Source organism: Marinovum sp. (genome assembly GCF_034669705.1).
Lineage (GTDB): Bacteria > Pseudomonadota > Alphaproteobacteria > Rhodobacterales > Rhodobacteraceae > Marinovum.
Map to the genome: position 1 here is coordinate 34,191 of NZ_JAXMOR010000026.1, position 23,717 is coordinate 57,907.

At 64.4% G+C, this 23,717-nt stretch carries 24 protein-coding genes, 1 tRNA gene and 1 pseudogene; 8 read left to right on the forward strand and 18 right to left on the reverse strand.

What is annotated here, in order from left to right:
- Positions 1-61 precede the first annotated feature (61 nt).
- Positions 62-943, reverse strand: a complete 882-nt coding sequence (locus tag VOI27_RS16720) for a hypothetical protein (RefSeq protein ID WP_323766583.1) — start codon at positions 941-943, stop codon at positions 62-64.
- A 139-nt stretch (positions 944-1,082) separates the two neighbouring features.
- Between VOI27_RS16720 and VOI27_RS16725 the strand changes: the two genes are divergently transcribed.
- Positions 1,083-1,158, forward strand: a tRNA-Thr gene (locus VOI27_RS16725).
- Between the two features lie 314 nt (positions 1,159-1,472).
- A pseudogene (locus tag VOI27_RS16730) lies at positions 1,473-1,671 on the forward strand (transposase); the annotation flags it as partial.
- A 212-nt stretch (positions 1,672-1,883) separates the two neighbouring features.
- Here VOI27_RS16730 and VOI27_RS16735 read toward each other — a convergent pair.
- The 4 genes from VOI27_RS16735 to VOI27_RS16750 are packed head-to-tail and all read right to left on the reverse strand — an operon-like array spanning position 1,884 to position 5,727.
- The gene (locus tag VOI27_RS16735; protein WP_323766585.1) at positions 1,884-2,702 is read right to left on the reverse strand and encodes an SDR family oxidoreductase; all 819 of its coding nucleotides are present in this window, start codon (positions 2,700-2,702) and stop codon (positions 1,884-1,886) included.
- Between the two features lie 16 nt (positions 2,703-2,718).
- Positions 2,719-4,245, reverse strand: coding sequence for a tripartite tricarboxylate transporter permease (locus VOI27_RS16740; RefSeq protein ID WP_323766587.1), 1,527 nt, complete (start codon positions 4,243-4,245; stop codon positions 2,719-2,721).
- The gene (locus tag VOI27_RS16745) at positions 4,242-4,721 is read right to left on the reverse strand and encodes a tripartite tricarboxylate transporter TctB family protein (protein WP_323766589.1); all 480 of its coding nucleotides are present in this window, start codon (positions 4,719-4,721) and stop codon (positions 4,242-4,244) included. Before VOI27_RS16745 ends, VOI27_RS16740 begins: the two co-directional genes overlap by 4 nt.
- A gap of 22 nt (positions 4,722-4,743) precedes the next feature.
- Positions 4,744-5,727 (reverse strand): tripartite tricarboxylate transporter substrate binding protein, encoded by a 984-nt coding sequence (locus tag VOI27_RS16750; protein WP_323766591.1) that lies wholly within the window; start codon positions 5,725-5,727, stop codon positions 4,744-4,746.
- Positions 5,728-5,912: 185 nt separating this feature from the next.
- On the opposite strand from VOI27_RS16750, the gene VOI27_RS16755 reads away from it, so the two are divergent.
- Positions 5,913-6,674, forward strand: coding sequence for a FadR/GntR family transcriptional regulator (locus tag VOI27_RS16755; protein ID WP_323766593.1), 762 nt, complete (start codon positions 5,913-5,915; stop codon positions 6,672-6,674).
- Complete coding sequence (locus VOI27_RS16760; protein WP_323766595.1) at positions 6,667-7,326, forward strand: RraA family protein; 660 nt, start codon at positions 6,667-6,669, stop codon at positions 7,324-7,326. Before VOI27_RS16755 ends, VOI27_RS16760 begins: the two co-directional genes overlap by 8 nt.
- A 688-nt stretch (positions 7,327-8,014) precedes the next feature.
- Here the strand turns inward: VOI27_RS16760 and VOI27_RS16765 are convergent.
- The 5 genes from VOI27_RS16765 to VOI27_RS16785 form a co-directional block, all read right to left on the reverse strand.
- Positions 8,015-8,674, reverse strand: a complete 660-nt coding sequence (locus VOI27_RS16765; protein ID WP_323766597.1) for a hypothetical protein — start codon at positions 8,672-8,674, stop codon at positions 8,015-8,017.
- Positions 8,675-8,692: 18 nt separating this feature from the next.
- On the reverse strand, positions 8,693-9,370 hold the full coding sequence (locus VOI27_RS16770; RefSeq protein ID WP_323766599.1) for a HupE/UreJ family protein: 678 nt from the start codon (positions 9,368-9,370) through the stop codon (positions 8,693-8,695).
- Complete coding sequence (locus VOI27_RS16775) at positions 9,370-9,864, reverse strand: hypothetical protein (protein WP_323766600.1); 495 nt, start codon at positions 9,862-9,864, stop codon at positions 9,370-9,372. The genes VOI27_RS16770 and VOI27_RS16775 overlap by 1 nt, the downstream gene beginning before the upstream one ends.
- A gap of 11 nt (positions 9,865-9,875) precedes the next feature.
- Positions 9,876-10,349, reverse strand: coding sequence for a hypothetical protein (locus tag VOI27_RS16780; RefSeq protein ID WP_323766602.1), 474 nt, complete (start codon positions 10,347-10,349; stop codon positions 9,876-9,878).
- A 106-nt stretch (positions 10,350-10,455) separates the two neighbouring features.
- Positions 10,456-11,541: a DUF6152 family protein gene (locus tag VOI27_RS16785; protein ID WP_323766604.1), complete on the reverse strand. Its 1,086-nt coding sequence runs from the start codon at positions 11,539-11,541 to the stop codon at positions 10,456-10,458.
- A 258-nt stretch (positions 11,542-11,799) separates the two neighbouring features.
- Here VOI27_RS16785 and VOI27_RS16790 point away from each other — a divergent pair, with 258 nt between their 5' ends.
- Both VOI27_RS16790 and VOI27_RS16795 read left to right on the forward strand, forming a co-directional pair.
- Entirely contained in the window at positions 11,800-12,309 is a 510-nt protein-coding gene (locus tag VOI27_RS16790; protein ID WP_323766606.1) for a DUF6152 family protein, read from the forward strand.
- Between the two features lie 20 nt (positions 12,310-12,329).
- Positions 12,330-12,887 (forward strand): hypothetical protein, encoded by a 558-nt coding sequence (locus tag VOI27_RS16795; RefSeq protein ID WP_323766608.1) that lies wholly within the window; start codon positions 12,330-12,332, stop codon positions 12,885-12,887.
- A gap of 47 nt (positions 12,888-12,934) precedes the next feature.
- On the opposite strand, the gene VOI27_RS16800 is transcribed toward VOI27_RS16795, so the two are convergent.
- From VOI27_RS16800 to VOI27_RS16835, 8 genes are all read right to left on the reverse strand, one after another.
- Entirely contained in the window at positions 12,935-14,053 is a 1,119-nt protein-coding gene (locus VOI27_RS16800) for a PepSY-associated TM helix domain-containing protein (RefSeq protein WP_323766610.1), read from the reverse strand.
- Positions 14,054-14,129: 76 nt separating this feature from the next.
- On the reverse strand, positions 14,130-14,930 hold the full coding sequence (locus VOI27_RS16805; RefSeq protein WP_323766612.1) for a glutathione S-transferase family protein: 801 nt from the start codon (positions 14,928-14,930) through the stop codon (positions 14,130-14,132).
- Positions 14,931-14,962: 32 nt separating this feature from the next.
- Positions 14,963-16,279 carry an MFS transporter gene (locus tag VOI27_RS16810; protein ID WP_323766614.1) on the reverse strand — a complete coding sequence of 439 codons (1,317 nt, stop codon included), beginning with the start codon at positions 16,277-16,279 and terminating at the stop codon, positions 14,963-14,965.
- 44 nt (positions 16,280-16,323) lie between these two features.
- Positions 16,324-17,421, reverse strand: coding sequence for an ABC transporter ATP-binding protein (locus tag VOI27_RS16815; RefSeq protein WP_323766616.1), 1,098 nt, complete (start codon positions 17,419-17,421; stop codon positions 16,324-16,326).
- Positions 17,418-19,196, reverse strand: coding sequence for an iron ABC transporter permease (locus VOI27_RS16820; RefSeq protein ID WP_323766618.1), 1,779 nt, complete (start codon positions 19,194-19,196; stop codon positions 17,418-17,420). The genes VOI27_RS16815 and VOI27_RS16820 overlap by 4 nt, the downstream gene beginning before the upstream one ends.
- Positions 19,197-19,273: 77 nt before the next feature.
- Positions 19,274-20,443 (reverse strand): ABC transporter substrate-binding protein, encoded by a 1,170-nt coding sequence (locus tag VOI27_RS16825; protein WP_323766620.1) that lies wholly within the window; start codon positions 20,441-20,443, stop codon positions 19,274-19,276.
- 121 nt (positions 20,444-20,564) lie between these two features.
- Positions 20,565-21,458 carry a VOC family protein gene (locus VOI27_RS16830; RefSeq protein WP_323766622.1) on the reverse strand — a complete coding sequence of 298 codons (894 nt, stop codon included), beginning with the start codon at positions 21,456-21,458 and terminating at the stop codon, positions 20,565-20,567.
- Entirely contained in the window at positions 21,455-22,360 is a 906-nt protein-coding gene (locus VOI27_RS16835; protein ID WP_323766624.1) for a fumarylacetoacetate hydrolase family protein, read from the reverse strand. Before VOI27_RS16835 ends, VOI27_RS16830 begins: the two co-directional genes overlap by 4 nt.
- Positions 22,361-22,518: 158 nt before the next feature.
- Between VOI27_RS16835 and VOI27_RS16840 the strand changes: the two genes are divergently transcribed.
- Both VOI27_RS16840 and VOI27_RS16845 read left to right on the forward strand, forming a co-directional pair.
- Complete coding sequence (locus VOI27_RS16840; protein WP_323766626.1) at positions 22,519-23,223, forward strand: GntR family transcriptional regulator; 705 nt, start codon at positions 22,519-22,521, stop codon at positions 23,221-23,223.
- A 58-nt stretch (positions 23,224-23,281) separates the two neighbouring features.
- Positions 23,282-23,611, forward strand: coding sequence for a hypothetical protein (locus VOI27_RS16845; protein WP_323766628.1), 330 nt, complete (start codon positions 23,282-23,284; stop codon positions 23,609-23,611).
- Positions 23,612-23,717 lie beyond the last annotated feature (106 nt).

A 23,717-nucleotide genomic window follows, 5' to 3' on the forward strand; every position in this document is an offset into this window, starting at 1 on the left:
GGCGACGGTAGGTAAACAGACCTGACGGGTTCAATCCGGTCTTCAAATCGCTTTCAGTGGCTCATGCCGCGATCAGGGTCACGTTGCGCATGTTGGCGATGAACTCGACATCGGAGTCGTAAAGCTCGGTCAGCGAGTCGACGTAGTTCTCGGTCCAGCCGGGAATATCGAGCTCTTGCTCGACCGCGTCATCCAGCGCGTACTTGTCGAGAAAGGCCACCATCGCCTTGCGTTTTTGCGGCTCGGGGATGCCGGGATGTTCGGCGAGGAAGGCGCGGAAGCGTTTCATGCCCTCGTCGGACATGATCTTGGCCAAGAGGTCGAAGGCGCCGGTGATCTTGGTGCCAGAGGGCAGCCCGCCCATGGCGCGCAGGATCTCGCCCCAGATCAGCGGGCTGTCCTCGTTGCACCAGACGGTGATCGGCAGGTCGGGCACGGCGATCTGGATGCGCTCGATCACCTCTGACCAGCGCAGGTAGGCCGGCTCGGCACCGTTGAGAAAGCTGTCGAAGCTCTCGTGCGGGGTGTCGGCCCAGACCGCCGGCAGCCAGGTCGCGGGGTTGCGGATGCCGAGGAAGAGCTCGAGCTGGTCGCTTTCGAACAGCCGGGCGGCATTGCGCATCCGCTCGTCGGCGCGGGGATAGATCCGGCCGGCGCCCAGCGCGATCTTGGGCACGCAGAACAGGTGCTCGTGGCTGAACACCACCCGTCCGAAGCTGTCGGGGTCCTCGCTGAGGATGCTTTCGAGCAGGATGTCGCGGGCTTCGGGGGTAGGGTCGGCCTTGCTGAGCGCATTGAGGCTGCCCGACAGCAGCTGCCGGTAGTGGCTGGGCCCCGGCACCGCGACGGCGCGCGCCCTGAGATCCTCGGCATTGCGCAGCAGGCAGCGCAGCAGCTTGCCGTCGTCGGTGGCATGTGCGCCGGCGTGGAGAATGACTTTCATGCGGCCCCCCGTGTGCTGCGCCTCGGGGCACTATACAAAAGGGGGCGGCAGGGGAAAGCCCGCAGGCCGGAAGGGGCGGGTGCGACGTCCGGATTTCCTCTTGCCCTGAATGCGGCGAGGCACTAGAGGGTTGCCTCGTGCCCCTATAGCTCAGCTGGTAGAGCAACTGATTTGTAATCAGTAGGTCCGCGGTTCGAGTCCGTGTGGGGGCACCATTTTCCACATCAGAGACAGATAGTTGCGCAGTTTGCCTGTGATCTATTCGCAATCAGAAGCTACACGTCATAATAAGCAATAACGATGCGTGATGATCGACTCGCTATCCCCAACGTACGCCGTTTGGGAGACAGAAATGAGTCACAGATGTGGTATGCCATCAACGTTACTATAACCAGATTATGTTTATAACTGACGACCCGACTTCCGGCGCTAGGCTCAGGACCCATTGAATTCAGCAGATTGGCATGATTCACCGCGCGAGAACAGAGCGGTGATCATGTCTGATCTCTTCTGACTGAGCGATGCGCAGATGGCGCGTCTGGAACCCTACTTTCCGAAGTCCCATGGTCAGTCGCGCGTCGATGATCGGCGTGTCCTGAGCGAGATTATCTTCTTCAATCGTAATGGGTTGCGATGGCGTGACGCGCCTGCGGCATACGGCCCCCACAGAGACGCTCTACAACCGTTGGAAGCGTTGGAGCGACAAAGGCATCTTCGCGAAGATAATCTCGCCTTCCCAGGCATAGCCTTTCAGCGTGCCGCCGCCGGAGGGAAGAATATCCGCGGTTGTCGCAGGCTTTCCGACCCGGCCCGGCCGCCGGGGTGATGGGCCGGCGGGTGTCGATGGCGCCGGTGCCGAGGAGCCGCCCCGCGTCGTCAAACAGGCCGACGCGGCGCAGAGCCCGCGCCGACATCGATCCCGATCACATGACTCATGCGGTCACCACGAGGTAAAGCCGCCGTCCAGCACGAGGTTCGCGCCGGTCATGTAGCTGGAGGCGTCGGAGCCCAGGAACTGGACGATGGGGCCGAATTCCTCGATCTCGGCCTGCCGGCCCATGGGCACGCGTTCAAGGAAGGCGTCGATGAATTCCTTGTCGAAGGAGCCGGTCTTGACGCCGCCGAAGGTCACAAGGTTCACCCGCACGCCCTTTTTCGCCCAATAGGTGGCGAGGTAGCGGGTCATGTTCAGCAGACCGGATTTCGAGGCCGCGTAGGAGATTGCCTTGACGAAGGGCTTGCCGTCGCGTTCCTCGCGGTAGGCGTAAAGCGCCTGATTGGGCGAGACCATGCCGTACATCGACCCGACCATGATGATCGATCCGCGCCCGGCCTCGGCCATCTTGGTGCCGATCACCTGCGAGCAGAGCATGCAGCCGGTGAGGTTGGTGTCGATCACGTCGTCCCAGTATTTCTTGGGGTAGACCTCAAAGGGGGCGTTCTGATCGGCGTCGCCGTCGGGCTTGCTGTCGATCCCCGCATTGTTGATGAGAACGTGCGGCACGCCCCAGTCGGCGATCACCCGGTCCGTCGCGGTAACGAGGCTGTCCTTGTCGCGCACGTCAGCCTTGTAGACGCGCACCCGGTCGCCAAGGCCGGGGAACTGGCTCTCGATCTCCTCGGGGCTGCGGTCGCGGCGGGCAAAGATTGCCACCTTGGCGCCGTTGCCCGCCAGCTGCTTGGTAAACTGCGAGCCGAGCTGGCCCAGGCCGCCGGTGACAATGGCCACCTTGTCGGTGACGGAGAAGAAGTCGAGCATCTGGATCTATCCTTGTTCAGGGGTGTTGGCCGGCCCTGCGGTGACGCAGGGCCTTGCGGATTTGGGTGAAGAGGGTCAGCGCGATCACCGCGATGACGATGAGACCGAGGCCGGCAGCGACGGGGCGGTCGAAAAATCCCGCCAGGTCGCCGCGGGCGATCTGCATGGACATGATGAAGTTGCGCTCCAGCACCGGGCCGAGCACGAGGCCGAGGATCACCGGCGCGATGGGATAGCCGTTGCGCTCCATCACATAGCCCACCAGCCCGGCCACCAGCATGATGCCGACGCCGAAGAGGGTGTTGTTGATGGCATAAGAGCCCAGGAAACAGCAAACGAGGATCATCGGCACGATGACATTGCGCGGCACCGCCAGCACCAGCCGGGCGCCGCGGATCGCGATGTAGCCCAGCGGGAAGAGCAGCAGGTTGGCGAGGAAGAAGCACAGGATGATGGCGGTGGGCATTGTCGGGTTCTCGGCAAAGAGCCGCGGCCCCGGGGCCACGCCCTTCATGTAGAGCACGCCCACCGCGATGGCCGTCACCGCGTCGCCGGGGATGCCGAAGACCAGCGCCGGGATCCAGGCCGAGGACAGCCCGGAGTTGTTGGCCGAGGTGGCCTCGATCAGCCCTTCCTCGTGGCCGGTGCCGAATTTCTCGGGCGTTTTCGAGAACCGCGACGAGAGGCCATAGGCGATCCAGGCCGCGAGGTCGCCGCCGACCCCGGGCAGGGCGCCCAGCGTGGCGCCGAGCGCCGAGCCGCGCAACAGGTTGCGGGGATGGCGCCGGAGCAGGCCGAAGATGCCCTGATAGGGGCGCATCGGCAGGGTCTCGACCGGCTTGGCGCGTCGCACCGCAGGGTCCGTTCCGCCGCCGGAGAGACCGCGCAGAATCTCGGAGAAGGCGAACATGCCGATCATCACCGGTATGAAACTGACGCCACCCGAAAGCTCGATCGAGCCGAAGGTGAAACGCGGCTGGCCGCTGGTGACATCCAGCCCGACGGTCGAGACCAGAAGCCCCAGCGCCAGCGCCACCGCGCCCTTGACCGGGCTGCTGCCCGAGACCAGCGCACAGGCGAGCAGGCCCAGCACGGCGAGCCAGAAGAACTCGAAGCTGGAGAAGTTCAGCGAGAGCTTCGCCAGCAGCGGCCCGGTCAGAAGAAGCGCCGTTGCGCCGATCAGCCCGCCGGTGGCGGAGAAGAAGAAACCGATGGAGAGGGCGCGCACCGCCAGGCCCTTGCGGGTCATGGCATAGCTTTCCTCGGTATAGGCGGCCGAGGCGGGCGTGCCCGGAATGCGCAGCAGCGCGCCGGGAATGTCGCCGGCGGTGATCGCCATGGCGGTCGAAGAGACGATCAGCGCGATGGCCGGCAGCGGCGCCATGTAGAAGGTCAGCGGCACCAGCAGCGCGGTGGCCATCGTGGCGGTCAACCCCGGAAGCGCACCGATGAACAGCCCGTAGACCGCGCCGCCCAGGATGGCGAGCAGCACCGGAAGGTGAAAGACGAGGCCCAGCGCCTCGGCCAGCGTTGCGGCACTCATGACAGTATCCCGGCAAGCGGCCCGGCGGGCAGCGAGACCCGCAGCAGACCGGAGAACACGTAGTGGAGCAGCAGGATGAAACCGGGGCAGATCAGCGCAATCACCGGCCAGCGCGCCCCCATCAGTGCCATCATCACCGCCATGAATCCCATGCCATAGAGCGGGAAGCCCAGCGGCTCGAACAGCACCAGCCCAAGCGCGAGCCCGCCCAGCGACCAGATCGCCGCCAGCCTGTCGCGTCGCCTGTCACTGTCCTTGCCGCGCCAGTCCTCGAGGTTGATCCAGACCCGCCCGTCGCGCCGGGACGAGAGGGCGATGATCAGCCCGAAGCCTAGAAGCGCGATGCCGAGGCCCAGGGGCAGAAGGTCCGCGCCGAAGCGCACGCCAGGCACCTGGGGAAGCCGTGTGCTTCCCCAGATGACGAGCAGGCCGAACAAGGCCAGGACCGAGCCTGACAGGCGATCTGCGATCCTCATGACAGGTCCTTTCCGCGACCCGTTACTGGGTCAGCCCGGCAGAGCCCATGGCTGCCGCGAGACCGTCTGACGCGGCTTTCACCGTGGATGCAAAGCCCGCGGCATCCTGGTAGGCAACCGAGAAGCCGCGCGAGGCCATGAAGGCCTGAAAATCGGGGTCCTCGGTGATTTCCTTCAGGGCTGCCTCGACCTTGGTGACGATGTCGGCCGGGATACCGTCTGGCGCGGCCAGACCGCGGAAGGGCAGGGGCGACCAGTCGGTGCCGAAGATCTCGGTCGTGGTGGGCAGGTCCGGGTAGAGCGACGAGCGCTCGGACGAGATCAGCGCGACGGTCTTGGCTTCGCCGGCATCGACCAGCGCCTGCGCTTCGGCCGGCGAGGTGGAGACCACGTCAATGGCGCCCGAGGCCAGCTGCTGCAACGCCGGGGCAGAGCCGTCGGAGGCGACCCAGGTTGCCGCGGTCGGGTCGATGCCCAGCTTGTCGAGCAGGCCGATCCACGCGAGGTGCGAAAGCCCGCCGCGATTGGCGCCCGAGGCTGCTATGGCGCCCGGATCCTGCTTGACCGCCTCGACCAGGCCGGCCGCGTCGGAATACTCGGCGTCGCCGGCGATGTTGATGGCGATGGGATCGGCGTTGAACCGGCCGATATAGCTGTAATCCGCGGGGGTCACGCCGGCGAGGCCCTGGGCCTCGTACATCGTGCTTTCAATGGTGATGACGCCCAGCGTGTAGCCGTCGGGCTTGGCATTGGCGAGGGCCGCATGGCCCACCAGCCCGCCGCCGCCGGTGCGGTTCACCACGTTGAACGGCTGGCCGAAGGTCTCTTCCAGCTCTGTCGCCACCGCCCGCGCGGTGGCATCGGTGCCGCCCCCGGCCGACCAGGGCACGATCACCGTGACTGCCTTTTCCGGCCATTCCGCCAGCGCCGCCCCGGCGGTGGCGATCAGCGTGACACCGGCCAGACCGGCCGCACGGCGCGACATCTTCATGAATTCCTGGAACATGGTTTTCCTCCCTGTTGCTCCTCGGATGCTCCCCCCCGGAGAAATCCGACTCTTGACATATGACTTATGACATAAGTAGCCTAAACCTCAAGCGAACGCGGCGTCAACACTCCTTGCCGAATTTTGCCACCGCCCCGAGACTTGAACGGACAAACCGGTCGGACCCATGAAATGAGGACTTTGAGATGAGCGCGCCCACACCGCCTGCAAACTCGGCACCGTCGTCCCGCGAAAGACTGCATGTCGTCGTTCTCTCGGCGCTGGAGGAGCGTATCCTTGTCGGCGACCTGCAGGTGGGCGACAAGCTGGCCTCGGAAAGCCAGATCGCGCGCGAATTCGGGGTGTCTACCCGCTCCGTGCGCGAGGCGATCCAGGCGCTGGAGACCAAGGGCCTGGTCCAGCGCCGCCACGGCGGGCACACCACCGTGGTGCGCCAGGACGTGAACGAATTCATCGGTTCGCTGGCGGTCACCGTGCGCCAGCTTCTGGCGACCGAGCCGGATTACCTGCGCCAGCTGATGGAGGCGCGGCGGATGATCGAAACCGAGGTCATCGATCTGCTGGTGGCTAGCGAAACTCCGGTGGATGCCGAGGTGGAAGCGGCGCTGGATGCCATGCGCGCGGCGCGCGACAGCGGTGATTTCGACGGTTTCGTCAATGCCGACGCGGCCTTTCACCTGGCGCTGGTGCGCTGTTCCAGAAACCGCATCCTCGCCATCATGTACGAGAATTTTGCCAATCTCATCAACGAGATGATCCAGCTGTCAAGCCGCGTGCCGACGAAGTCGCTGGAAGAGGCCTATACCGAACACGAAGAGATTTTTGCCCGCATCCGTGACCGCAACGGTCCGGGCGCCAAGGCGCTCATGCGTCAACAGATCGCGCGCAGCGCGGAGTACCTGCGCATCGCCATCGAAAAGGAACTGGAGGAAGACCGGAATGTATGACTACGCCTACAGCGCGGCAGAGGCCGACGCGATCGAGCGGCTGAAGAAATGGTACTCGGGGGATGTGCACGACAGCATGGAGGCGCTGGGTCTCTGGGGCTACCTCGACGGCATCTCGCTGTTCGGCGCGCTGGCCCCCGGGGCGGTGGTGGTCGGCCCGGCGGTGACTGTGCTGTTTGCCCCCTCGACCCGCAAGGGCGAGCCGCAGGACGTCTATCACAATGCCATCGACAATGCGCCCGCGGGCGCCATCATGGTGGTCGACGCTGCCTGCGCCGACGGCAGCTGCTCGGGCGAGCTGATGAGCACCGGGGCCAAGACGCGGGGGGTCATTGCCACCGTGGTCAACAGCACGGTGCGTGACCTGGCGCAGGTGCGGGACCTGGGCTATCCGCTGTTCGGCACCGCGCCCAGTCCGGTGGGAATCACCGGCAAGAAGGAACCCAAGGAAAACCAGGTGCCCGTCACACTCGGCCGGACCACAGTGACGCCCGGCGACGTGATCTTCGGCGATATCGACGGGGTGGTCTGCATCCCCCGGCGGCACCTGGTGGCGGTGGCCGACCAGGCCGACGAGCTGGGCGCGCACGAGGCCTCGGCCCGCGACCGCATCCTGGCCGGCGAGAAGCTGCAGGCGGTCTGGCCCGTCTGACGCACCACCCGCGAGGCGGGCCGTCCGGCCGGGTGGCCCGCCCCACCGCAAGTGTCTTGCTCGTCCGCGGGGTCGAAACCATGTTCTCGGGCAAATCGCAGGTGGTTGGGGAGATGCCGGGAGGCACGCGAAGCGCGGCCGTGATCGCGGCGCGCTCCATGGGTACGGTCCAGGACGCAACGCCAGGAGGCCGATCGATCGCTCAGCAGGCTGCTCCTGTGGTTACCGCCCGCACTGCCAGACGTTTCCAACCCTGTCGACATGCGATCGAGCGCGATGCACCGCCATGGCGGCATCCGGCCAATCTGGCCGATGACCGGATTGGTGCGGGTGTCCGGGGTCTTCGGCAGCACCGTGAAGCGGCTGACGCGCTCCACCAGCGATGCAACATTTGATTGGCCAACCTGCGGACCCTTGTCTTGAATGAGGGACCAGTGGAGGGCGGATCAGGGCCAGTGAGACGACCTTGCGGTGCGCTGTGATCTGAATGGCGTCGAGATCCGGTCGAGCACGACGGCGAAGCTGATCGTTGCGGTCGCCGAGCCGGTGTAATTCCTGTCAAACTGGCTTGAGCTGATGCCGGGCGATGTTCTGACCACCACGGGTGACGGTAAAGGCACCTCAACGCTTGCGTCGAACAGGGTGTGGACCACGCGCGCTGGCGCGTGGCGGATGCGAGCCGCGCGGCTCAGAACTCGACGTTGTTGACAACCTTGCCGTCGATGGCGCGGTACATCTCCTTGTGCTCGGACCAGTAGCCCGCAACCGTCAGCCTGATGGTGATCGGGCCTTCTTCGAGGTTCATGAAGTACCAGCCGTGATAGCCCGGAAACGGCGCGGTGAAGGCGCCGCTCTGGGCCATGCCTTCGCCCTTGGAATAGGCCATCTCGAAGCCTTCGGGATAGTCTGTGGCGTCAACACTGGAGGGATGGCCGTGGAACTCGTAATAGACGCCATCGCCCTTCGGATCGACGATCTCCCATGAATAAAGCAGCGTCGTATCGGCGGGCAGGACGAACTTGTGCTCGATCTCGCCGATATCCTCGATCTGCAATTCGATCACTTCGCTCTTGAACGGCGCGTCTTCCAGATGGATCAGCCCTTGGATCGACCGCTCTATGCGTTCGGCCCCGGGATCGTACTCTTCGATATTGAATGCCAGCGTGCCGTCAAAGACATAGCCGGGTGCTGCCTCCTGCGCCATCGCGGTCAGCCCGGTGGACCGGCCGATCCCGGTCGGGTCGATGCCGTATTCCGCAGGCAGAACGAAGGCAACGAACAGCACGCCCGCGGCAGCCGCGCCAATGCCCAGCTTGCGCAGAGGGAGAATTCCTTTGGCCTTTTTCACGACAGGTCCTTTCTGTGATCAGGTGACGAAAAACCCGGTGATCTGCACCCCGAAGAGTAAAAGACCGGCGGCGAACAAGACGACATTGGCGTTCTGGCCGACGGCAGGCGCGGTGTCCCGGCGGCGCAATGTTCCGAGCAGGATCAACAGAACCCCCAACGCCAGGGCCTGTCCGATTTCCACCCCGATGTTGAAGTAGATCATGTTGGCCACCAGCCCGTCGCGTGCAAGCTCCAGATCCTGCAGCTTGGTCGACAGCCCGAAGCCGTGCACCAGACCGAAGCCGAACACCGCGAGCCTCGGGTCCGGAAAGCCGCGTGCGCCGAGGTTTTCCAGCGCCTTGTAGCAGACCGACAGACCGATGACCGCATCGACCAGATAGGGGTTCACGTGCAGCCCGGACAGCACGCCGAACAGCAGCGTGATCGAATGGCCGAGCGCAAAGAGGCTGACAAACGCGGCCACGTCACGAAATGCGCGCAGGTAGAAGATCACCCCGGCCAGATAGAGCAGGTGGTCGTATCCCGTGACCATGTGCTTGGCGCCGAGGTACATGAAGGGCACCGGGTGCACGCCGGTCACGCCCTGCAGGAACCCCTGATCGCCTTCCGCCACACCATGCGCCAGAGCGGCCCCCGCCAGCGGGATCAGACCCGCGACAAGCACCGCAAGGCGCAGGATCCAGCGCGGTCGCATCACTCCTCGACGTAGGGGATCATGCGGCCGAGCACGATCACCGCCGTCCAGAAGACCAGCGATGCCCCGGCGATGAAACGGGCGTCGGCGCTCAGCTCGGACCCCTCAAATCCGGCCTGTATCTGCGGCCGGATGCGGCGGACGAACCAGGCGGTATTCAACGCGGCCAGCGCGATCACGCCCATCTTCAGCCAGAAGGCGATGTTGACCAGATACCGGTCGCTGTCGCCGATCAGGAAAAGTGTCCCGGTAATCAGGTTGATCGCAAAGCCCACCAGCGTGATCCGCACGAACACCTCGACCTGCGAGACAGGCACCCGGGGCGCCAGTCCGATAACCCGCAGATCGACGATCAGAAGCGAGCCGAACAGCAGGCAGAGACCGAAGAAATGCAGCATCTCGAGCATCGGAAAGACCCACGCACTGCCCATGATGAAGCCGCTGAGGGCTGTGGCGTTGAGGGTCTCGATGACCCAGTTGATCAAGGAATACATGCCCTGCCCCCCTAGTTCAGATAGCCGATGAGGCGCCCGGCGATCAGCGCCGCAAGCCAGACCAGAAGGGCCGCGACCGCAAGACGCCGGTCCGAGGCGTCTACATAGACGGTGTCCGACCGTGCGGCAGGCTTGTAGCAATAGCTCACCAGCCGCCATGTCAGCACGACGCCGATCAGCACCAGCGCGATCTTGATGCGGAAGGCCCAGTTGAAGAACAGCTCGGACGCGCTGCCCAGAAACAGCATGGTGCCCGAGGCGATGTTGACCAAAAAGCCCAGCAGCGCCACCTTCCAGTAGTCTGCCAAAGACCCGAGCGGGACCTTCTGGCCAAAGCCCAGCACCCGGAAGATCAGCATCAGCGATATGCCGACCATGATCGCCATGCCCACGGCGTGAAGCGACAGCACGATGGCATAGCCCCATTGCGTGCTCGACACGAGCATGCCGGCGCCGGAATCCTCCAGCGCAAACAAGAGGTCCATTCGGTGTACCTCGCCTTTCAGATTGTGTGGCTCCTGTCCGCGCCACCAGGGCAGCGCGGACAGGCTTTGAGGTTGAAACGGCGCAGTCCGGAGTTTCCGTCGCGCCTTATTCCTTTTCTGTCAGGTCGTCACACTCATAGGGAATGAACGCGTCTTCCGTCTTGACCGAGCGGTTCAGGTGCGAATGCGGCTCGGCCAGATAGACCGGATCGGTGATGGTGTATTCCTGCACCAGCTCGCCGTTGCTGTCATCGATGTAGAAGACCTCGGTGATCTCCATCTGGTCGCTGTGCGGCACAGACCGCGTGGACCGCCCGCCGATGGCTTCGAGGAAGCCGGGCGTAAAGCCCTTGGTCTCGACCGTCAGCTTGCCGTCCTCCCAGGTGCCGGTCGAATAGCCGGTCACGCTCGGCTCGATCTCGTCGGGGAACTCGCCATCGATGTGGATGGTGCGAACCACGTCCATGAAGCCATAGGTGATCTTCACTTCTTCCGGCGACTGCTCGATCTTGTTGATCATCTGGTCGAACCGGTAGTCGAGGATGATGTTCGTCGGCTGACAATGGAAGCGCGGGTTGTCGTCGGGCTCCCAGTCGTCTCCGGCCTCGACGGCGGCATCGGTCAGGACATAGTCGGGCGCGCGCCCGGCATAGGGCAGCGGCGGGCCGTCGGCGACAGGCTCGGACCAGTTGCCGGACAGGTCGGGCATATCCGCCGCGGGCGCAGGGGGCGGCGTGCCTTCCTCTGCCGCGCGTTCTGCATCACCCTCGGGCTCCATGAAGGTGCCGTCTTCGGCGACCGCGCCGTAGCGGGTCAGCACGCGGCCGTCCGGAAAGGTGACGGTTTCGACATAGCAGGTCAGCGGGTCGCGGCGATCCGGCGAGCCATTGAACGTCACCTCGGAGCCGATGGGGAACATGTCGGGCGTCCAGCCCTTGCGCTTGAGAAGGCTGCCAGAACGCAATTCGCAGCGCCGGTTCTCGGTTTCGCCGGCATCATTGACCGCGTCGAAATACACATAGGAGTGCGGGTTGACGAAGCGGACCCGGGTCACGGTACCGCTGGTCTCAATCTTCTGATCGAGGTCGAATTGCCCCGAGACGCCATGGTGCGCCAAGGCCGCGACAGGCGGCAACGCGATGCCCATTGCACAGACCAGCGCGGTCGTGGCCGCAAGGTTTCTTAGGTACATTTCCATCTCCTCCAGGATTTGGCCAATGGCCCCGAACCTCCTCATGGTTGCGGGGCCGCCATGTCGACCAGTCTCGCCAATTCTTACTTAACGTCAACAATAAAATCGAGTTTAATTAAGGAATGAAAAAAATATCGCTTTTAACACCGGTCGGGTAAGTGCGCCGCGAAAAATAAGCGACAGAAACCGGCGCGCCATGCGTTTGAGGTACGACAAGGCTCGCACGAGGCGGCCGAAACAGAGATTGGACGATCTGACATGAAGACCCTATGCAACCTGGCATTGCTGGCCGCGATGGCCGCGATGCCCTTGCCCGCCATCGCCCACCACGGCAGCAGCGGCCAGTTCGACACCAGCCAGACGGTCGAGCTGAGCGGCACGATCACCCGCATCCGCCTGGTGAACCCGCATGCCTACGTTTATTTCGACGCCACCGATGACGCGGGCGAAGTGTCGAACATGCGCTGCGAATTGCAGTCCGGCTCGCTGCTCAAGCGCCGCGGCTGGACCACCGACATGTTCGAGATCGGCAGCGAGATCGCGATCCTCGGCTCGCCAGACCGCACCGATCCCACCACCTGCTACATGCGCGAGATCACTTTTGACTCCGGTCTGACCGCCTCGCGCCAGAGCACCTTCGACGACGCCGGCAACATCGAGCCCGAGGAACGCCAGACCGAGCGCGACGACGGCACGCCCAACATCGCCGGCACCTGGGCGCAGGTCCTGACCGAACGCGGCGCGCCGGGCGGCCCGAGGTCTCCCTGACCGCAGCAGGCGCCGCGGCGGTGGAAGGCGCGACGGCTGACGACAATCCGCGCTTTCAGTGCGAGCCCACCAACATCGTTCTGGACTGGTGGTTCGACCAGATGGTCAACGTGATCGAGCAGGAGGACACCGAAATCCGGATGACCTATGGCTTCATGGACCTTGTCCGGACGATCCACCTTGATGGCACCGGGATGCCGGACGACCATGTGCCCAGCCGTGCAGGCTATTCCACCGGCACATGGGAGGGCGACACGCTGGTGGTGACGACCAGCGGCTTCGACGACGGCTGGATCATGGCGCCCATGAGCGGTGCCCCCGGCGAGCCGCAGGCGGGCGAAGGACGTCCCGAACGGCCCGAAGGCGCCGGTCCCGTCGCGGTCAGGAACAGCCCCGAGTTGACCGTGACCGAGCGCTTTACCCTCAACGACGACGGAACAGTGCTGCACCGTGCCTATGAGTTCGTCGACCCGCTTTATCTGGAGGCGCCGATCACAGGCTCCGACGAGGTCACTCTGACGGCTGATGCCTACGAACCCTATGAGTGCGACGACCTGACGACCGAACGCTCCGAGTGAACCAAGCCGGGGGCCGCGATCACGTGGCCCCTAGCGCCCGGGTGGTGTCACTTGCGCCGGACACCGGCTCTGACAAAGCTCATCAGGCCGATCCCCGCAAGATAGACCAGACTCAGGCCGATGATGGTCTCCAAGATGGCATATGCCAAACCCCGCACGGCCCCGGTGTGAAGCGGGCTCACCATGTTCCAGAGGCGCTCTCCTCCCGGCAGGTGCCGTCCGTCGATGCGCAGGTCCATGTACCCGTCGGCCGCGGTGATCTGGACCTGCCCGCTTCCGGTATCGGTCCAATCCCCGGGATTGCGCAGCAGGATCACGATCTCGCTTTGGTCCGTAGGCCAGATCGCCCCGGTGATCGTGGCGCCGGGAAACACCGCGGCCGCGCGAAGGAAAGCGCGCGGCCAAGCGGCCTGATCCCGCCCACTTGCCATGTCGACGCCATCGCCGAAGGTCTCGCCGTAGGTTTCGCTGTTCTCATAGGTCCAGGCAATCGCCCGCTTCGCGGTTTGCGGAAAGCTCAGCGCCACGCCGGTCAGAACAATGAGCGCGATCGGAAGCGCCATGAGGACCCCAACATTGCGGTGACTGCGCCGAAGGCTTTGCGGGGTCGACGACCGGGGCAGCCCCCCCTTGCGCCACGAAGACCGGCTTGGCCAGAACGCGATGCATCCCGTCAGGATCGAGATCAACGCAGCGATCCCGGTAAACCCCACCACGTAGAGTCCGGCCGTGCCCGCAAGCAACCGATGATGGAGATCGACAAGCCAGTCGTCCCAACGCCCGTTCAGCGGCCAGACCCCGACAATCTGTCCATCGGCCGCAATGAAGGCAGTGCTCTGGTCCCGCAGCAGGACTTCACTGAGGCCGAAGTCTTCGTTGCCGAAAGTCACCTGGTCGATGCTGTCGGGGCCGAAAGCCCGGTCCGCAGCCAGAGCGACTCGGGCGGCTGATGCCGGCGTGCCGTCAAAGGCAATCGCGCCTTGCGGGTAAAGGTGGCGATTGACGGATGTCTGCCAGATCAACCCGACGCCGGTCAGAGCGATCACGATGACAAGAAGCGCAAGGCAGGCCCCCATCCAGCGGTGCAGGCTCCGCGAGACTGTCTGGAATGTGCTCAGCGTTCGATCCTCCAGACCTTCGAAACCTGCGCGACGTGGCTTGGCCAAGAAGGTTGACCTTTCACCCGGCGTCCGGACAACGAACTTCGATCCGTGCCGCTTACACCGGAAACATGAGTTGCGGTCAGGCCCTGATCTCGTTCCAGCGGTCCTGCAACGCCGGCCAGTGCTTGCCGCCGCCCGCGCGCTGGGAGTGCGCCTGTTGCTCGGGGATGAACGCCTCGATGGCGGTGGCATAGCTGGGCCGCGCCTGCATGGCCGCCAGCCATGTGCCGACAGCGGGAAAATCATCCTCCCAGAGCCCTGCAAATCCCAGCCGGTCCAGCCTGTCAACATAGGCGACCAGCCCGATATCCGCGAGGCCGAAGGCCGGACCGGAGACCCAAGTGCCCGCACCGATATCCGCGCTCATGTCGGCAAACGCCCTGTGCAGATGACGCAGGGCCTGTTCGACATGATCCGACCCCAGCCCATGGGCAAAGAGGTCGCGGCGCTTGTTGCGCATGATCGGGTCGGGCATCCGGGCGATGCCGGCCTCGATCTCTTCGGGTGACTTGGTCTCGAACGCCTTGTCGCGCATGAAGGTTGAAAACGACAGGGTGTTGATCGCGGCATGGACCGCGAGACACCGCAACAGCCAGAGCCGCACGCGGGCCTCCTGCCGTGGATCGTCGGGCATCAACCGGCTGTCGTTGTAAGTCTTGTCGAGATACTCGGCAATCAGGCTCGATTCCAGCAGGACAAGATCGTCGTCAATCAGGGTCGGCACCACCGCATTGGGGTTCAAAGCCGTATAGGCTGGCGCAAACTGATCGCCCTGCTGCAGGTTGAGAAGGACGCTGTCATAGCCGAGGCCGATCTCGGCCAAGGCAATACGCACCTTCTGCGAGCAGACGCTTGTGTTTGCGTGATATAGCTTCAGCATTCGACGCACTCCTGTTCCTTCGGCGGGCTGTTTCACTTGGCATGTCCTGACTTCAGAAATGTTCGTCCGACACTCGCAAACGCACCGAGACAGGCAATTGCCGCCGCAACGGACATTGCGGCAAGCGCGGCACTGGGTCCAGCCAGAAGCGAAAAGGCCGCGATGGCCGTTCCGGTGGCCCGCCCGAATTGTCGCGCGATGGACAGTGTTCCGCTGGCTGCGCCGCTGCGATCCCTGGGGGCGGCCAGCATGATCGTCCGGTTGTTCGGGGTCTGGAACACGGCAAAGCCCGCCCCGCAAACCGCAAGCCGCAGCGCGATGTCGACAGGGCTCGCCGTGTCGCCCGCCCGGGCAATCAGGACAAATCCCGCCGCCATCACGATCAGACCTGCGGCGCCGGTGGTCCCTGCGGGAATGCGGTCTGCAAACCGGCCCATCACGGGGGCGAGGATCGCCGTCGCGGCGGGCCAGACGCTGAGCGTCAGGGCCATCTGCAATTCGCCCATCCCAAGGGTGAACAGCAGGTAGAACGGCAGAAGGATGAAGCCGATGGACTGCGCGCTGAAGGCACAGACCGAGGCGCTGATGGACAGCAGAAACACCGGCCGCGCGAGCAGATCCAACGGAAAGACAGGCGCCTGCGCGCCGCGGGATCGGGTCAAGACGACCAGCAGCAGCAGGCCGAAGGCCACGGCTGCCACGCCAAGCAGGGCAGGGGGCCAGCCGTTGGCCAACCCGTTGATCACCACCAGCGCGGCAGAAAACAGCGCGGCCACCAATATGGCCCCGACCAGATCGTAACGCTTTCCCGAGGGGGGCGTGGCGGGCAGGACGCGCAGGCTGAGCACGAAGGCAATCAGCGCGATCGCGGACAGCATCCCGAACACGGCGCGCCAGCTTGCCACCGACAGGATCAGGCCGGAAACGGCAGGGCCAAGCGACGAGGCCAGCGCCACGGTCGCTGCCATGAGACCGATGGCGCGGCCCAGACGATCTTCGGGCAGGACACTGCGCAACAGGGCAAAGCCGAGGCTCATCACCCCGGCCGTCCCGACCGCCTGCGCCGCCCGCGCCGCGACGATCACGCCAAAGCCGGGTGCCAGCATGCAGGTCAGCGTTGCCACGACGAACAGGGCCAGCGCACCCAGATAGACCTGGCGATACCCGATGGCTTCGCCGAGCGCCGCCATCGGCAGCAGCAGCGCCACGATGACGAATTCCGACGCGCCCATGACCCATGTGACGCTGGCCGCCGAGACGGCGAAATCACGCGAGATGAACGGCAGCGTCACACCGATGGCCATGCTTTCGAGCACGGTGGCAGAGGTCCCGCACAACAGTGCCGCCAAAACGAAAACCTCGGTTCGCGGGCCGGCTTGGCGCACAGCGGCGGTCACGTCGACAGGATCGCCACATCTTTGGGACGGATCATCACGCCGATCGCTTTGCCTTCCTCGACCGGCTGATCGGGATGGATGCGCGCGACGAGATCGGAATTCCCGAGCCGGACCCGGCATTCCACGGACTCGCCCAGGAACACGGTATCGATGACTTCGCCCTGCGGCACGTCCGCCGCGCCGTCGGTTCCATTCGCGACCAGGCGGACGTTTTCGGGGCGCACGGCAATCGTCACCTTCGCGCCTGTCGCGGCATCGGCCGCCGCGTCGAAGCGCACCGGGCCCCAGGCGGTGTCGATCAGCCCGGGCTCAGCGCCCCTGGCGGCGGCGGTGACGGTGCCATCGGCAAAATTGCACTGGCCGATGAAGCTGGCCACAAAGCGCGAATTCGGTCGCTTGTAGATCTCGGTCGGCGTGGCTTCCTGAACGATCCGGCCATCGCGCATGACGGCGACGCGGTCTGCCATGGTCAGAGCTTCGGTCTGATCGTGGGTGACATAAAGCGCCGTCATGCCGAGGCGTTTGACCAGATGGCGCAGCTCAAGCCGGGTCTCGGCGCGCAGCTTGGCATCCAGATTGGACAGCGGCTCGTCGAACAGCACCACGGACGCCTCGCGGACGATGGCGCGGGCCAGGGCAAGGCGCTGCTGCTGACCACCGCTGAGGAACGGCGCCGGGCGGCTCTCGTATCCGCCAAGCTGCACCAGTTCCAGCGCCTTGCCGACCCGCGCCTCGATCTGTGCCTCGGGGACCTTGGGTCTGGCTTCGCGCAGCGGAAAGGCGACGTTTTCGAAGACCGTCAGATGCGGCCAGATGGCGTAGGACTGGAACACCATGCCGATGTCGCGCTTGTGGGTCGGTATGGTGAGCCCGCGTTTGGTATCGTGCACGACCGTATCGCCGATGGTGATCCGCCCGCCCGTCGGGGTCTCCAACCCCGCAAGGCAGCGCAGGGTTGTGGTCTTGCCGCAGCCGCTCGGGCCGAGCAGGGTATAGAACTCCCCGGGTTTGACGTCGATATTGACGCCCTGCACCGCGTCGACGAGGCCCTTGTCCGAGTCGAAGCGGACCCGCAGGTCATGGATTCCGATCAAAGTGCACCTCCGCGCTGATTGCCAAATCCGAACGCACGCAGTCCCAGCGCAAGCACGAACATGAAGCTCATCAGCATGATGCCGATGGCCCCGACCGAACTGATGTTGCCATTGTCCCAGAGCGACCAGATCATCACGCCCAGCACCTCGTTGCTGCCGCCCTGCGACAGGATCAGGGGCAGGCTGATGAAGCGCACGCTGAGCATGGCGACGTAGATCCAGATGCCGACCAGCGTCGGCAGCAAGAGCGGCCCGAAAATGCGCAGGGCGATCCGCCAGGGCGGCGCGCCTGACAGCTTGGCCGCGTCTTCCAGATCGGGATGCACCTGGATCATCGCCACGCTCATCGCCCGCACCGCGTAGGACAGGAACAGGATCGTGAAGCCCAGCACCAGCGCATAGATCGAGCCGAAGGTGCTGGCCCCGGTCAGCTTGTCGAACTGCATGAACAGCCAGAACAGCGCGAGGCCCAGCACGATGCCGGGGATCGAGTGCGGCAGGAACGACAGCATGTCGAGCGCGTAACGCCCCCGGAACCGGGTCCGCACGATGACGTAGGCGATCACGAAGGACACGATGGTCACCGTCGTCGCGGTCATCAGGGTGACGTAGATCGTATTCATCAGCGTGCGGAAGACGCGCGGCTGATTGAACACCGCCTCGTAGTGCTTGGTGGTCATGTTGGTGAAGGCCTCCCAGCTGGGCGGCCGGAGGTAATTGACCAGCGAAACATAGAGCAGCACCAGAAACGGCAGCACGATGGTCACGAAGAGAAACAGCAGTGCGACCGCCAACGCCGGTTTGCGCCATTTGCCAAGCCGCACCTGACGGGGCGTGTAGCCTTTGCCGGTGATGATCGAGTACCGCTCGGAATGGCGCACGAGGCGCAGGTAGAAGAACGAGATGACCAGCGCAATGATCAGGTAGAACACGGCGGCGGCATTGGCCTGTCCAAAGGCGGGAATGGTGCCGATATTGTCGATCAGGTTGAAGACCCGCGTGCTGAAGACATGCAGGTTCACCGGCATGCCGAGGATGCCGGGGACCTCGAAATTCTCGATCGCGGTGATCGCCTGAAAGATGCTGACCGCCAGAACGCCCGGCAGAAGCAGCGCCAGCGTGATCCGCCGCGTGGCGCGCATCGGGCTGGCCCCGCTCGCCGCCGCCGCCTCTTCCAGCGAGGGGTCCATGCTGCGCATCAGCGGCACCAGCATGAGGAAGGCGACCGGCACGAGGCGCAGGCCCTCGGCAAAGATCAGACCGCCCATGGTATAGATGTCAAAGAGCGGCGCCGCGCTGCCGGTGATTTCCATATAGCCGCGGTTTACAAAGCCCGACCGGGGGCTGAGCAGGAGCACCCAGGCGATGGCATGCAGGATGCCGGGCACCGCGATGCCAAGGGGCACGCCCGCATAGATCCACATCTTGCCCGGCATGTCCGAGCGTTCCACCAGCCAGGCCAGCAGGGCCGCCGAGAGGATGCCGAATATGGTCGCCCCGACGACATAGATCGCGGTGTTCCAGATCACCTTGTCGATGCGTTGCTCGACCCAAACGGCATAGAAATTGTCGAACCCGATGTTGTCGAGCGAGAATTCGTTGGGAAGCCGCGACAGGCTGAACGCACCTGCCACGAGCGAGAAGATCGGCGCGATGACCAGTGCCGCAAGCACGATCAGCACGATCCAGGGAAACGCCCGCGCAAGGATGTTGCGACCGGCCCTGGCGCTTGGTGCGGGAGCCTTCGTTGCTGCTATGTCAACCGTGTCGACCATGAGTACGCTCTACCTTTGCGACGCCTCCCCGGACCTGCTGCGGCCCGGGGAGCAGATTTGAAAGCGGGGGTTTGCGATCAGTTGGGTCCGCCGGTCTCGGCCCAGAGCGGGTTCCAGACGTCATAGAGCTTGGGCAGTTCGTTCAGCATGCCGTCCATCGTGCGAAGCGCGATGTCCTTGCCCGCATATTCGTCTGCAAGGGCGGCGGCGCCTTCGACCTGAAGGTCCTTGTGCACTGGCCCGTCACCCCCGGCGGCAAGACGGACAAGCTGGCCTTCCTGGCTGAGGATCCAGTTGATGAACACCTTGGACGAATAATGCGTGGGCGAGTCGCGGAACATGCCGATCAGGTTGAAGTACTGCGGCACCGGCTCGGGGCAGTGCCAGCCGATCGGCGCGCCGGTTTCCATCATTTCCGCCGTTTCGTCGTTCGGTGTCGGCAGGCCGACATCGAACTCGCCGACCAGCGGCAGGTTGATCATGCCGCCGACCCCTTCGGAGCGCAGCTGCGGCTTGAGCGTGTTGAAGAACGCCGGCAAGAACTCGTTTGTCATCCGCTCGGAGCCGTAGTCTTCATGCGTCCAGAGATTGAGCGTCCAGAGCTGCGCGCGGTTCGCGGCACCGACCCGGCCATCCTTGAGCGCAGAGTCCTCCGCGACGAGATCCCACCATGTCGCGGGCAGTTCGTCTTCGCTGACCCGGTCCTTGTTGTAGATCAGGCACCAGGTCGTGTTCTGCATCCCGGCAAAGGTGCCGTCGGCGGCGCGGCGGTCTTCGGGAACGCCGTCCCAGGCCGGCAGATCGTCAAGTTCGGCCAGGGCGTCGGCCTCGATGTAATCGGGCAGCGAGCCTTCGAAGCTGACCACGATATGACGCACCAGGTTGCTGGATTTATACGCCAGAAGCGGCTGGACCGCGCGGGCGGCGCCAGAGGTCTCGGTCGCCACGATCTCGATATCGGGATAGCGCGCGTTGAAGACGGGAAGCCATTCGGCCACATGCCCGGCAGCGTCGTTGGTGCTGAAGTCGATGGTGCCTTCCTCGGCGGCCTTTTCGAGCCATTCCGCCGGAACATCCAGTTCCGTCGCGGTGGCCGTGGCGGCCTGTTCGATCAGTTCGTCGGAAATGCCGTTGTCGGCCAGAAATTGCCGGGCCTCATCCGTCATCTCCGCGTGGAGCGTCGCCGTCGTGGCCAACAGCGCCACGGCCGAGCATGTCAGAAGCTTGCTTTTCGGTGTCATTTTCATTGTCGTCGTCCTCCCTGGGTTCAGACTGCCGCGGACCCCGTCCTGTGACGCGGACCTGTCCGCCGCCGATAGGGCTTTCCCGTCAGTCGTTGGTCGCCGGTCTCAAAACGCCCGGCGGTCCTCATACGAATCCGATGGCGGTCTGCGCCGCCTTGCAGGTTTCGCTTTTCGGCGGGGCAATGCCCCAGTGATCGGTGCGCCCCGGCGGCCATGTCCAGTCCGCGGGGCCGCCGACCTCGTAGCTGTCATCGACCTGAAGAACCTCGGCGGTGTGTTCGACCACATAGCCTTCGGGATCGACGAAATAGGCAAAGACGTTGTTGCCGGGGCCGTGACGGCCCACGCCCCAGCCGAAGTCGTAGCCGTGGTCTCGCATGCGGCCCGAGGCGCGCATGACGCCCTCCAGTTCGGGCAGCATGAAGGCGATGTGGTTCAGCCCCTCGACGGGCGCTTCGGCCAGAACGACGGCGTGGTGGTCGGCATTGCAGCGCAGGAACGCCATGATCTTCGAGCGGTCGGTCAGCGCGAAGCCCAGCACATCCTCGTAGAAGCGTGCCAGCGCATCCACATCGCGGGTGTTGATGTTCACATGCGACAGGCGCGTCGCGCGGTCGATCCGGGTCGGTTTCGGATCGCGGGGCTGGTCGCCGTGGACAAGCCGGATCACGCAGCCGTTGGGTTCACGAAAATCGACCATCGTGCCGCCGCCCGGCCGCGTTGCGGGCGCCGGCGAGTCGATCCGCCTGCATCCCGCCTTTTCGGCCCGCGCCAAGGTCTGGTCCATCGCCTCGGCCGAGGCGCAGCGGAAGGTCACGGCGGCAAGGCCCGGGCTTTCCCCCGGCACGAGCGCCAGGATATACGGATCGGCCCCGGTGCCCGCAAAGAAACGCGCATCACCGGGGTGGTCTATCGGCTCAAGCCCCCAGACATCGCGGTAGAAGGCGGCATGGCGCTCCGGATCGGGCGACTGGATGTCGACGCTGGCAATCGCCGTGATCGGGAATGCGCGTGTCACAGCACGATGTCCGCATCGCCGTAAAGGTCGACCTCGGTGACCGTATTGCGCAGCTCTCCCAGCCCTGTCGCGCGGGTCACGACGGTATCGCCGGGCTTCAGGAAGACCTGCGGCGTGCGCCCGTTGCCCACACCCGCCGGTGTGCCGGTCAGCACCACGTCGCCGGCGTTCAGCGTCATCCCGAAGGACAGTTCGGCGAGGATCGTGGGGATGTCGAACGCCATCTGCTTGACCAGCGCCGACTGCATCACCTCGCCGTTGAGTTCGCACTCGATGCGCATGTCTCCCAAGTCCTCGATCTCGTCGGCGGTGACCAGAACCGGGCCCAGCGGCGTGGTCTGGTCGGGGCTCTTGCCGCGCATCCACTGGCCACCGTGGCGGCGCTGGATATCGCGCTGCGAGACGTCATTGGCGAGGCAATAGCCGAAGATATGGTCATGGGCCTTGTGGGACGGAATGGACCGTCCGGCGGGACCGATCACCAGCGCCAGTTCGGCCTCGTAGTCCCATTTCTTCGAGCATCGGTCGTCCCAGGCAATATCGTCATTGGGTCCGATGATGGCGTTGGGCGACTTGGTGAAGAAGGTCGGCGCAGTAGGGCGTTCGACCTCTTGCCCATCGCGGCGGCCCTTGTTTTCATCGAAGTGATCCCAGTAGTTCCAGCCGGTGCAGAGCACGTCGCGCTTGAAGCGCGTGATCGGCGCGGTGAGCGGGGCCGACGCAAGGTCGATGCGCGCGCGGTCCGCCTCCTCTACCGCCCTGGCCGCCGCAGCAAGACCGTCTTGGCCGGCCTCGATCAGCGCCACAAGGTCAGTGACCAGATCGCCGATCAGCACAATCTCGGCGTCGTCGATGACACCCGGCACTGTTCTGCCGTCCTGTCGCACGCTGACAAACCGCATGAATATCCCTCCCGCATGGCGCTTGTGATGCGCTCGTTGTCTCAAGGATGATCCACGTTGCTGCGTTTTGTCAAGAATGATCGATCATTTCCTAAAAGAAGCCTGTTTGTGGTTTATCCCCGGGAGGATTTGAGCTAAGTCTTTGGTGCCAGATGCGGATGATGAACATGCAGGGTCTACACCTGATTGAAGGGACCGAAACCAAGACGCGCGCCAGTGCGGTCTATCTCGATATCCGGCGCGCGATCCTTGAGGGCTCGCTTGTGCCGGGGGCCAAGCTGAACGTCAGGGATCTGAGCGCCCGCTTTCAGACCGGGTTGAGTCCGGTGCGCGAGTCGCTGAACCGTCTTGCGATGGAAGGGCTTGCGAGCCACGAGGACAATCGCGGCTTCGTCGTATCGCCCGTCAGCGTTCCAGAGTTGCAAGATCTTACCCAGGCCAGATGCTGGATGAACGAACTCGGTGTGCGCCGCTCGATCGAGCTGGGGGATTCGGCTTGGGAAGAGGCGGTGCTTGTCACGTGTCACCGCCTGTCCCGCACGCCCCGCAGTCGCGCAGATGGCCTGCCCGGTCCGAACGTCGACTGGGAGCAGGCGCACAAGGCCTTTCACCAGGCGCTGGTGTCGGCCTGCGGATCGAACTGGCTGATCGAGACCTGTAGCCAGCTCTACGATTCCGCCGACCGCTATCGCAGTCTGGCGCGCCTGGCCGGGGCCGCGCGCCACGATCCGCTTGACGAGCACAGCGAAATCATGACCGCCGCGCTGGACCGTGACGCGGACAGGTCCGCGCGGCTTCTGACAGAGCATTTTCAGCGGACGGCCGAACTGGTCCAAACCGTCATCCGCACGCAAGAGGGCTGAGCGGCCGTCGCTGCCTGCCAGTGGTCCGCGCGGCTGACACCGGGAAGGAGATCTGCCGATGATCGTTGAACTGGTTATTTTCAAGAACCGCGAGGGCATCACCCTGGAAGAGGAGTATGCCGACGCGCAGAAGGGCGCGCAGGCCTGGCTTGCCAATTCCGACCTGATCGCCAAGCACTTCATCCGCGATGGCAACGTCGGCGGCGCGGTCTATGTCTGGCCCTCCCGAGAGGCCGCAGAGCGCGCACATGACGACAAATGGCGCGCGGGCGTCCTGGCCCGCACCGGCGGCAACCCGCCGGAGATCCGGTATTTCGACCTGATGATGTCCTGCGAGCCGCAGGACCAGAAGATCACCGAATACGGCCCGGCTCCGTCGGACCAATGACGCGCTCGCAGATCTGACGACGGATCACTCCCACAGCTTCCATCAGCCGAACTTATGGATATCCTCTGAAATCCAATTGGCGCAAATAGCCGCCTTCGTGTCACGC

What these genes read in the sequence shown, in the direction of transcription:
- VOI27_RS16775 (WP_323766600.1), bottom strand. Translation starts at nt 9,864, where the DNA reads ATGTATTCCTTGATCAACTGGGTCATCGAGACCCTCAACGCCACAGCC.
- VOI27_RS16785 (WP_323766604.1), bottom strand. Translation starts at nt 11,541, where the DNA reads ATGTACCTAAGAAACCTTGCGGCCACGACCGCGCTGGTCTGTGCAATG.
- VOI27_RS16780 (WP_323766602.1), bottom strand. Translation starts at nt 10,349, where the DNA reads ATGGACCTCTTGTTTGCGCTGGAGGATTCCGGCGCCGGCATGCTCGTG.
- VOI27_RS16760 (WP_323766595.1), top strand. Translation starts at nt 6,667, where the DNA reads ATGTATGACTACGCCTACAGCGCGGCAGAGGCCGACGCGATCGAGCGG.
- VOI27_RS16735 (WP_323766585.1), bottom strand. Translation starts at nt 2,702, where the DNA reads ATGCTCGACTTCTTCTCCGTCACCGACAAGGTGGCCATTGTCACCGGC.
- VOI27_RS16720 (WP_323766583.1), bottom strand. Translation starts at nt 943, where the DNA reads ATGAAAGTCATTCTCCACGCCGGCGCACATGCCACCGACGACGGCAAG.
- VOI27_RS16770 (WP_323766599.1), bottom strand. Translation starts at nt 9,370, where the DNA reads ATGCGACCGCGCTGGATCCTGCGCCTTGCGGTGCTTGTCGCGGGTCTG.
- VOI27_RS16835 (WP_323766624.1), bottom strand. Translation starts at nt 22,360, where the DNA reads ATGCGGTTTGTCAGCGTGCGACAGGACGGCAGAACAGTGCCGGGTGTC.
- VOI27_RS16755 (WP_323766593.1), top strand. Translation starts at nt 5,913, where the DNA reads ATGAGCGCGCCCACACCGCCTGCAAACTCGGCACCGTCGTCCCGCGAA.
- VOI27_RS16745 (WP_323766589.1), bottom strand. Translation starts at nt 4,721, where the DNA reads ATGAGGATCGCAGATCGCCTGTCAGGCTCGGTCCTGGCCTTGTTCGGC.
- VOI27_RS16790 (WP_323766606.1), top strand. Translation starts at nt 11,800, where the DNA reads ATGAAGACCCTATGCAACCTGGCATTGCTGGCCGCGATGGCCGCGATG.
- VOI27_RS16825 (WP_323766620.1), bottom strand. Translation starts at nt 20,443, where the DNA reads ATGAAAATGACACCGAAAAGCAAGCTTCTGACATGCTCGGCCGTGGCG.
- VOI27_RS16805 (WP_323766612.1), bottom strand. Translation starts at nt 14,930, where the DNA reads ATGCTGAAGCTATATCACGCAAACACAAGCGTCTGCTCGCAGAAGGTG.
- VOI27_RS16845 (WP_323766628.1), top strand. Translation starts at nt 23,282, where the DNA reads ATGATCGTTGAACTGGTTATTTTCAAGAACCGCGAGGGCATCACCCTG.
- VOI27_RS16840 (WP_323766626.1), top strand. Translation starts at nt 22,519, where the DNA reads ATGATGAACATGCAGGGTCTACACCTGATTGAAGGGACCGAAACCAAG.
- VOI27_RS16750 (WP_323766591.1), bottom strand. Translation starts at nt 5,727, where the DNA reads ATGTTCCAGGAATTCATGAAGATGTCGCGCCGTGCGGCCGGTCTGGCC.
- VOI27_RS16740 (WP_323766587.1), bottom strand. Translation starts at nt 4,245, where the DNA reads ATGAGTGCCGCAACGCTGGCCGAGGCGCTGGGCCTCGTCTTTCACCTT.
- VOI27_RS16820 (WP_323766618.1), bottom strand. Translation starts at nt 19,196, where the DNA reads ATGGTCGACACGGTTGACATAGCAGCAACGAAGGCTCCCGCACCAAGC.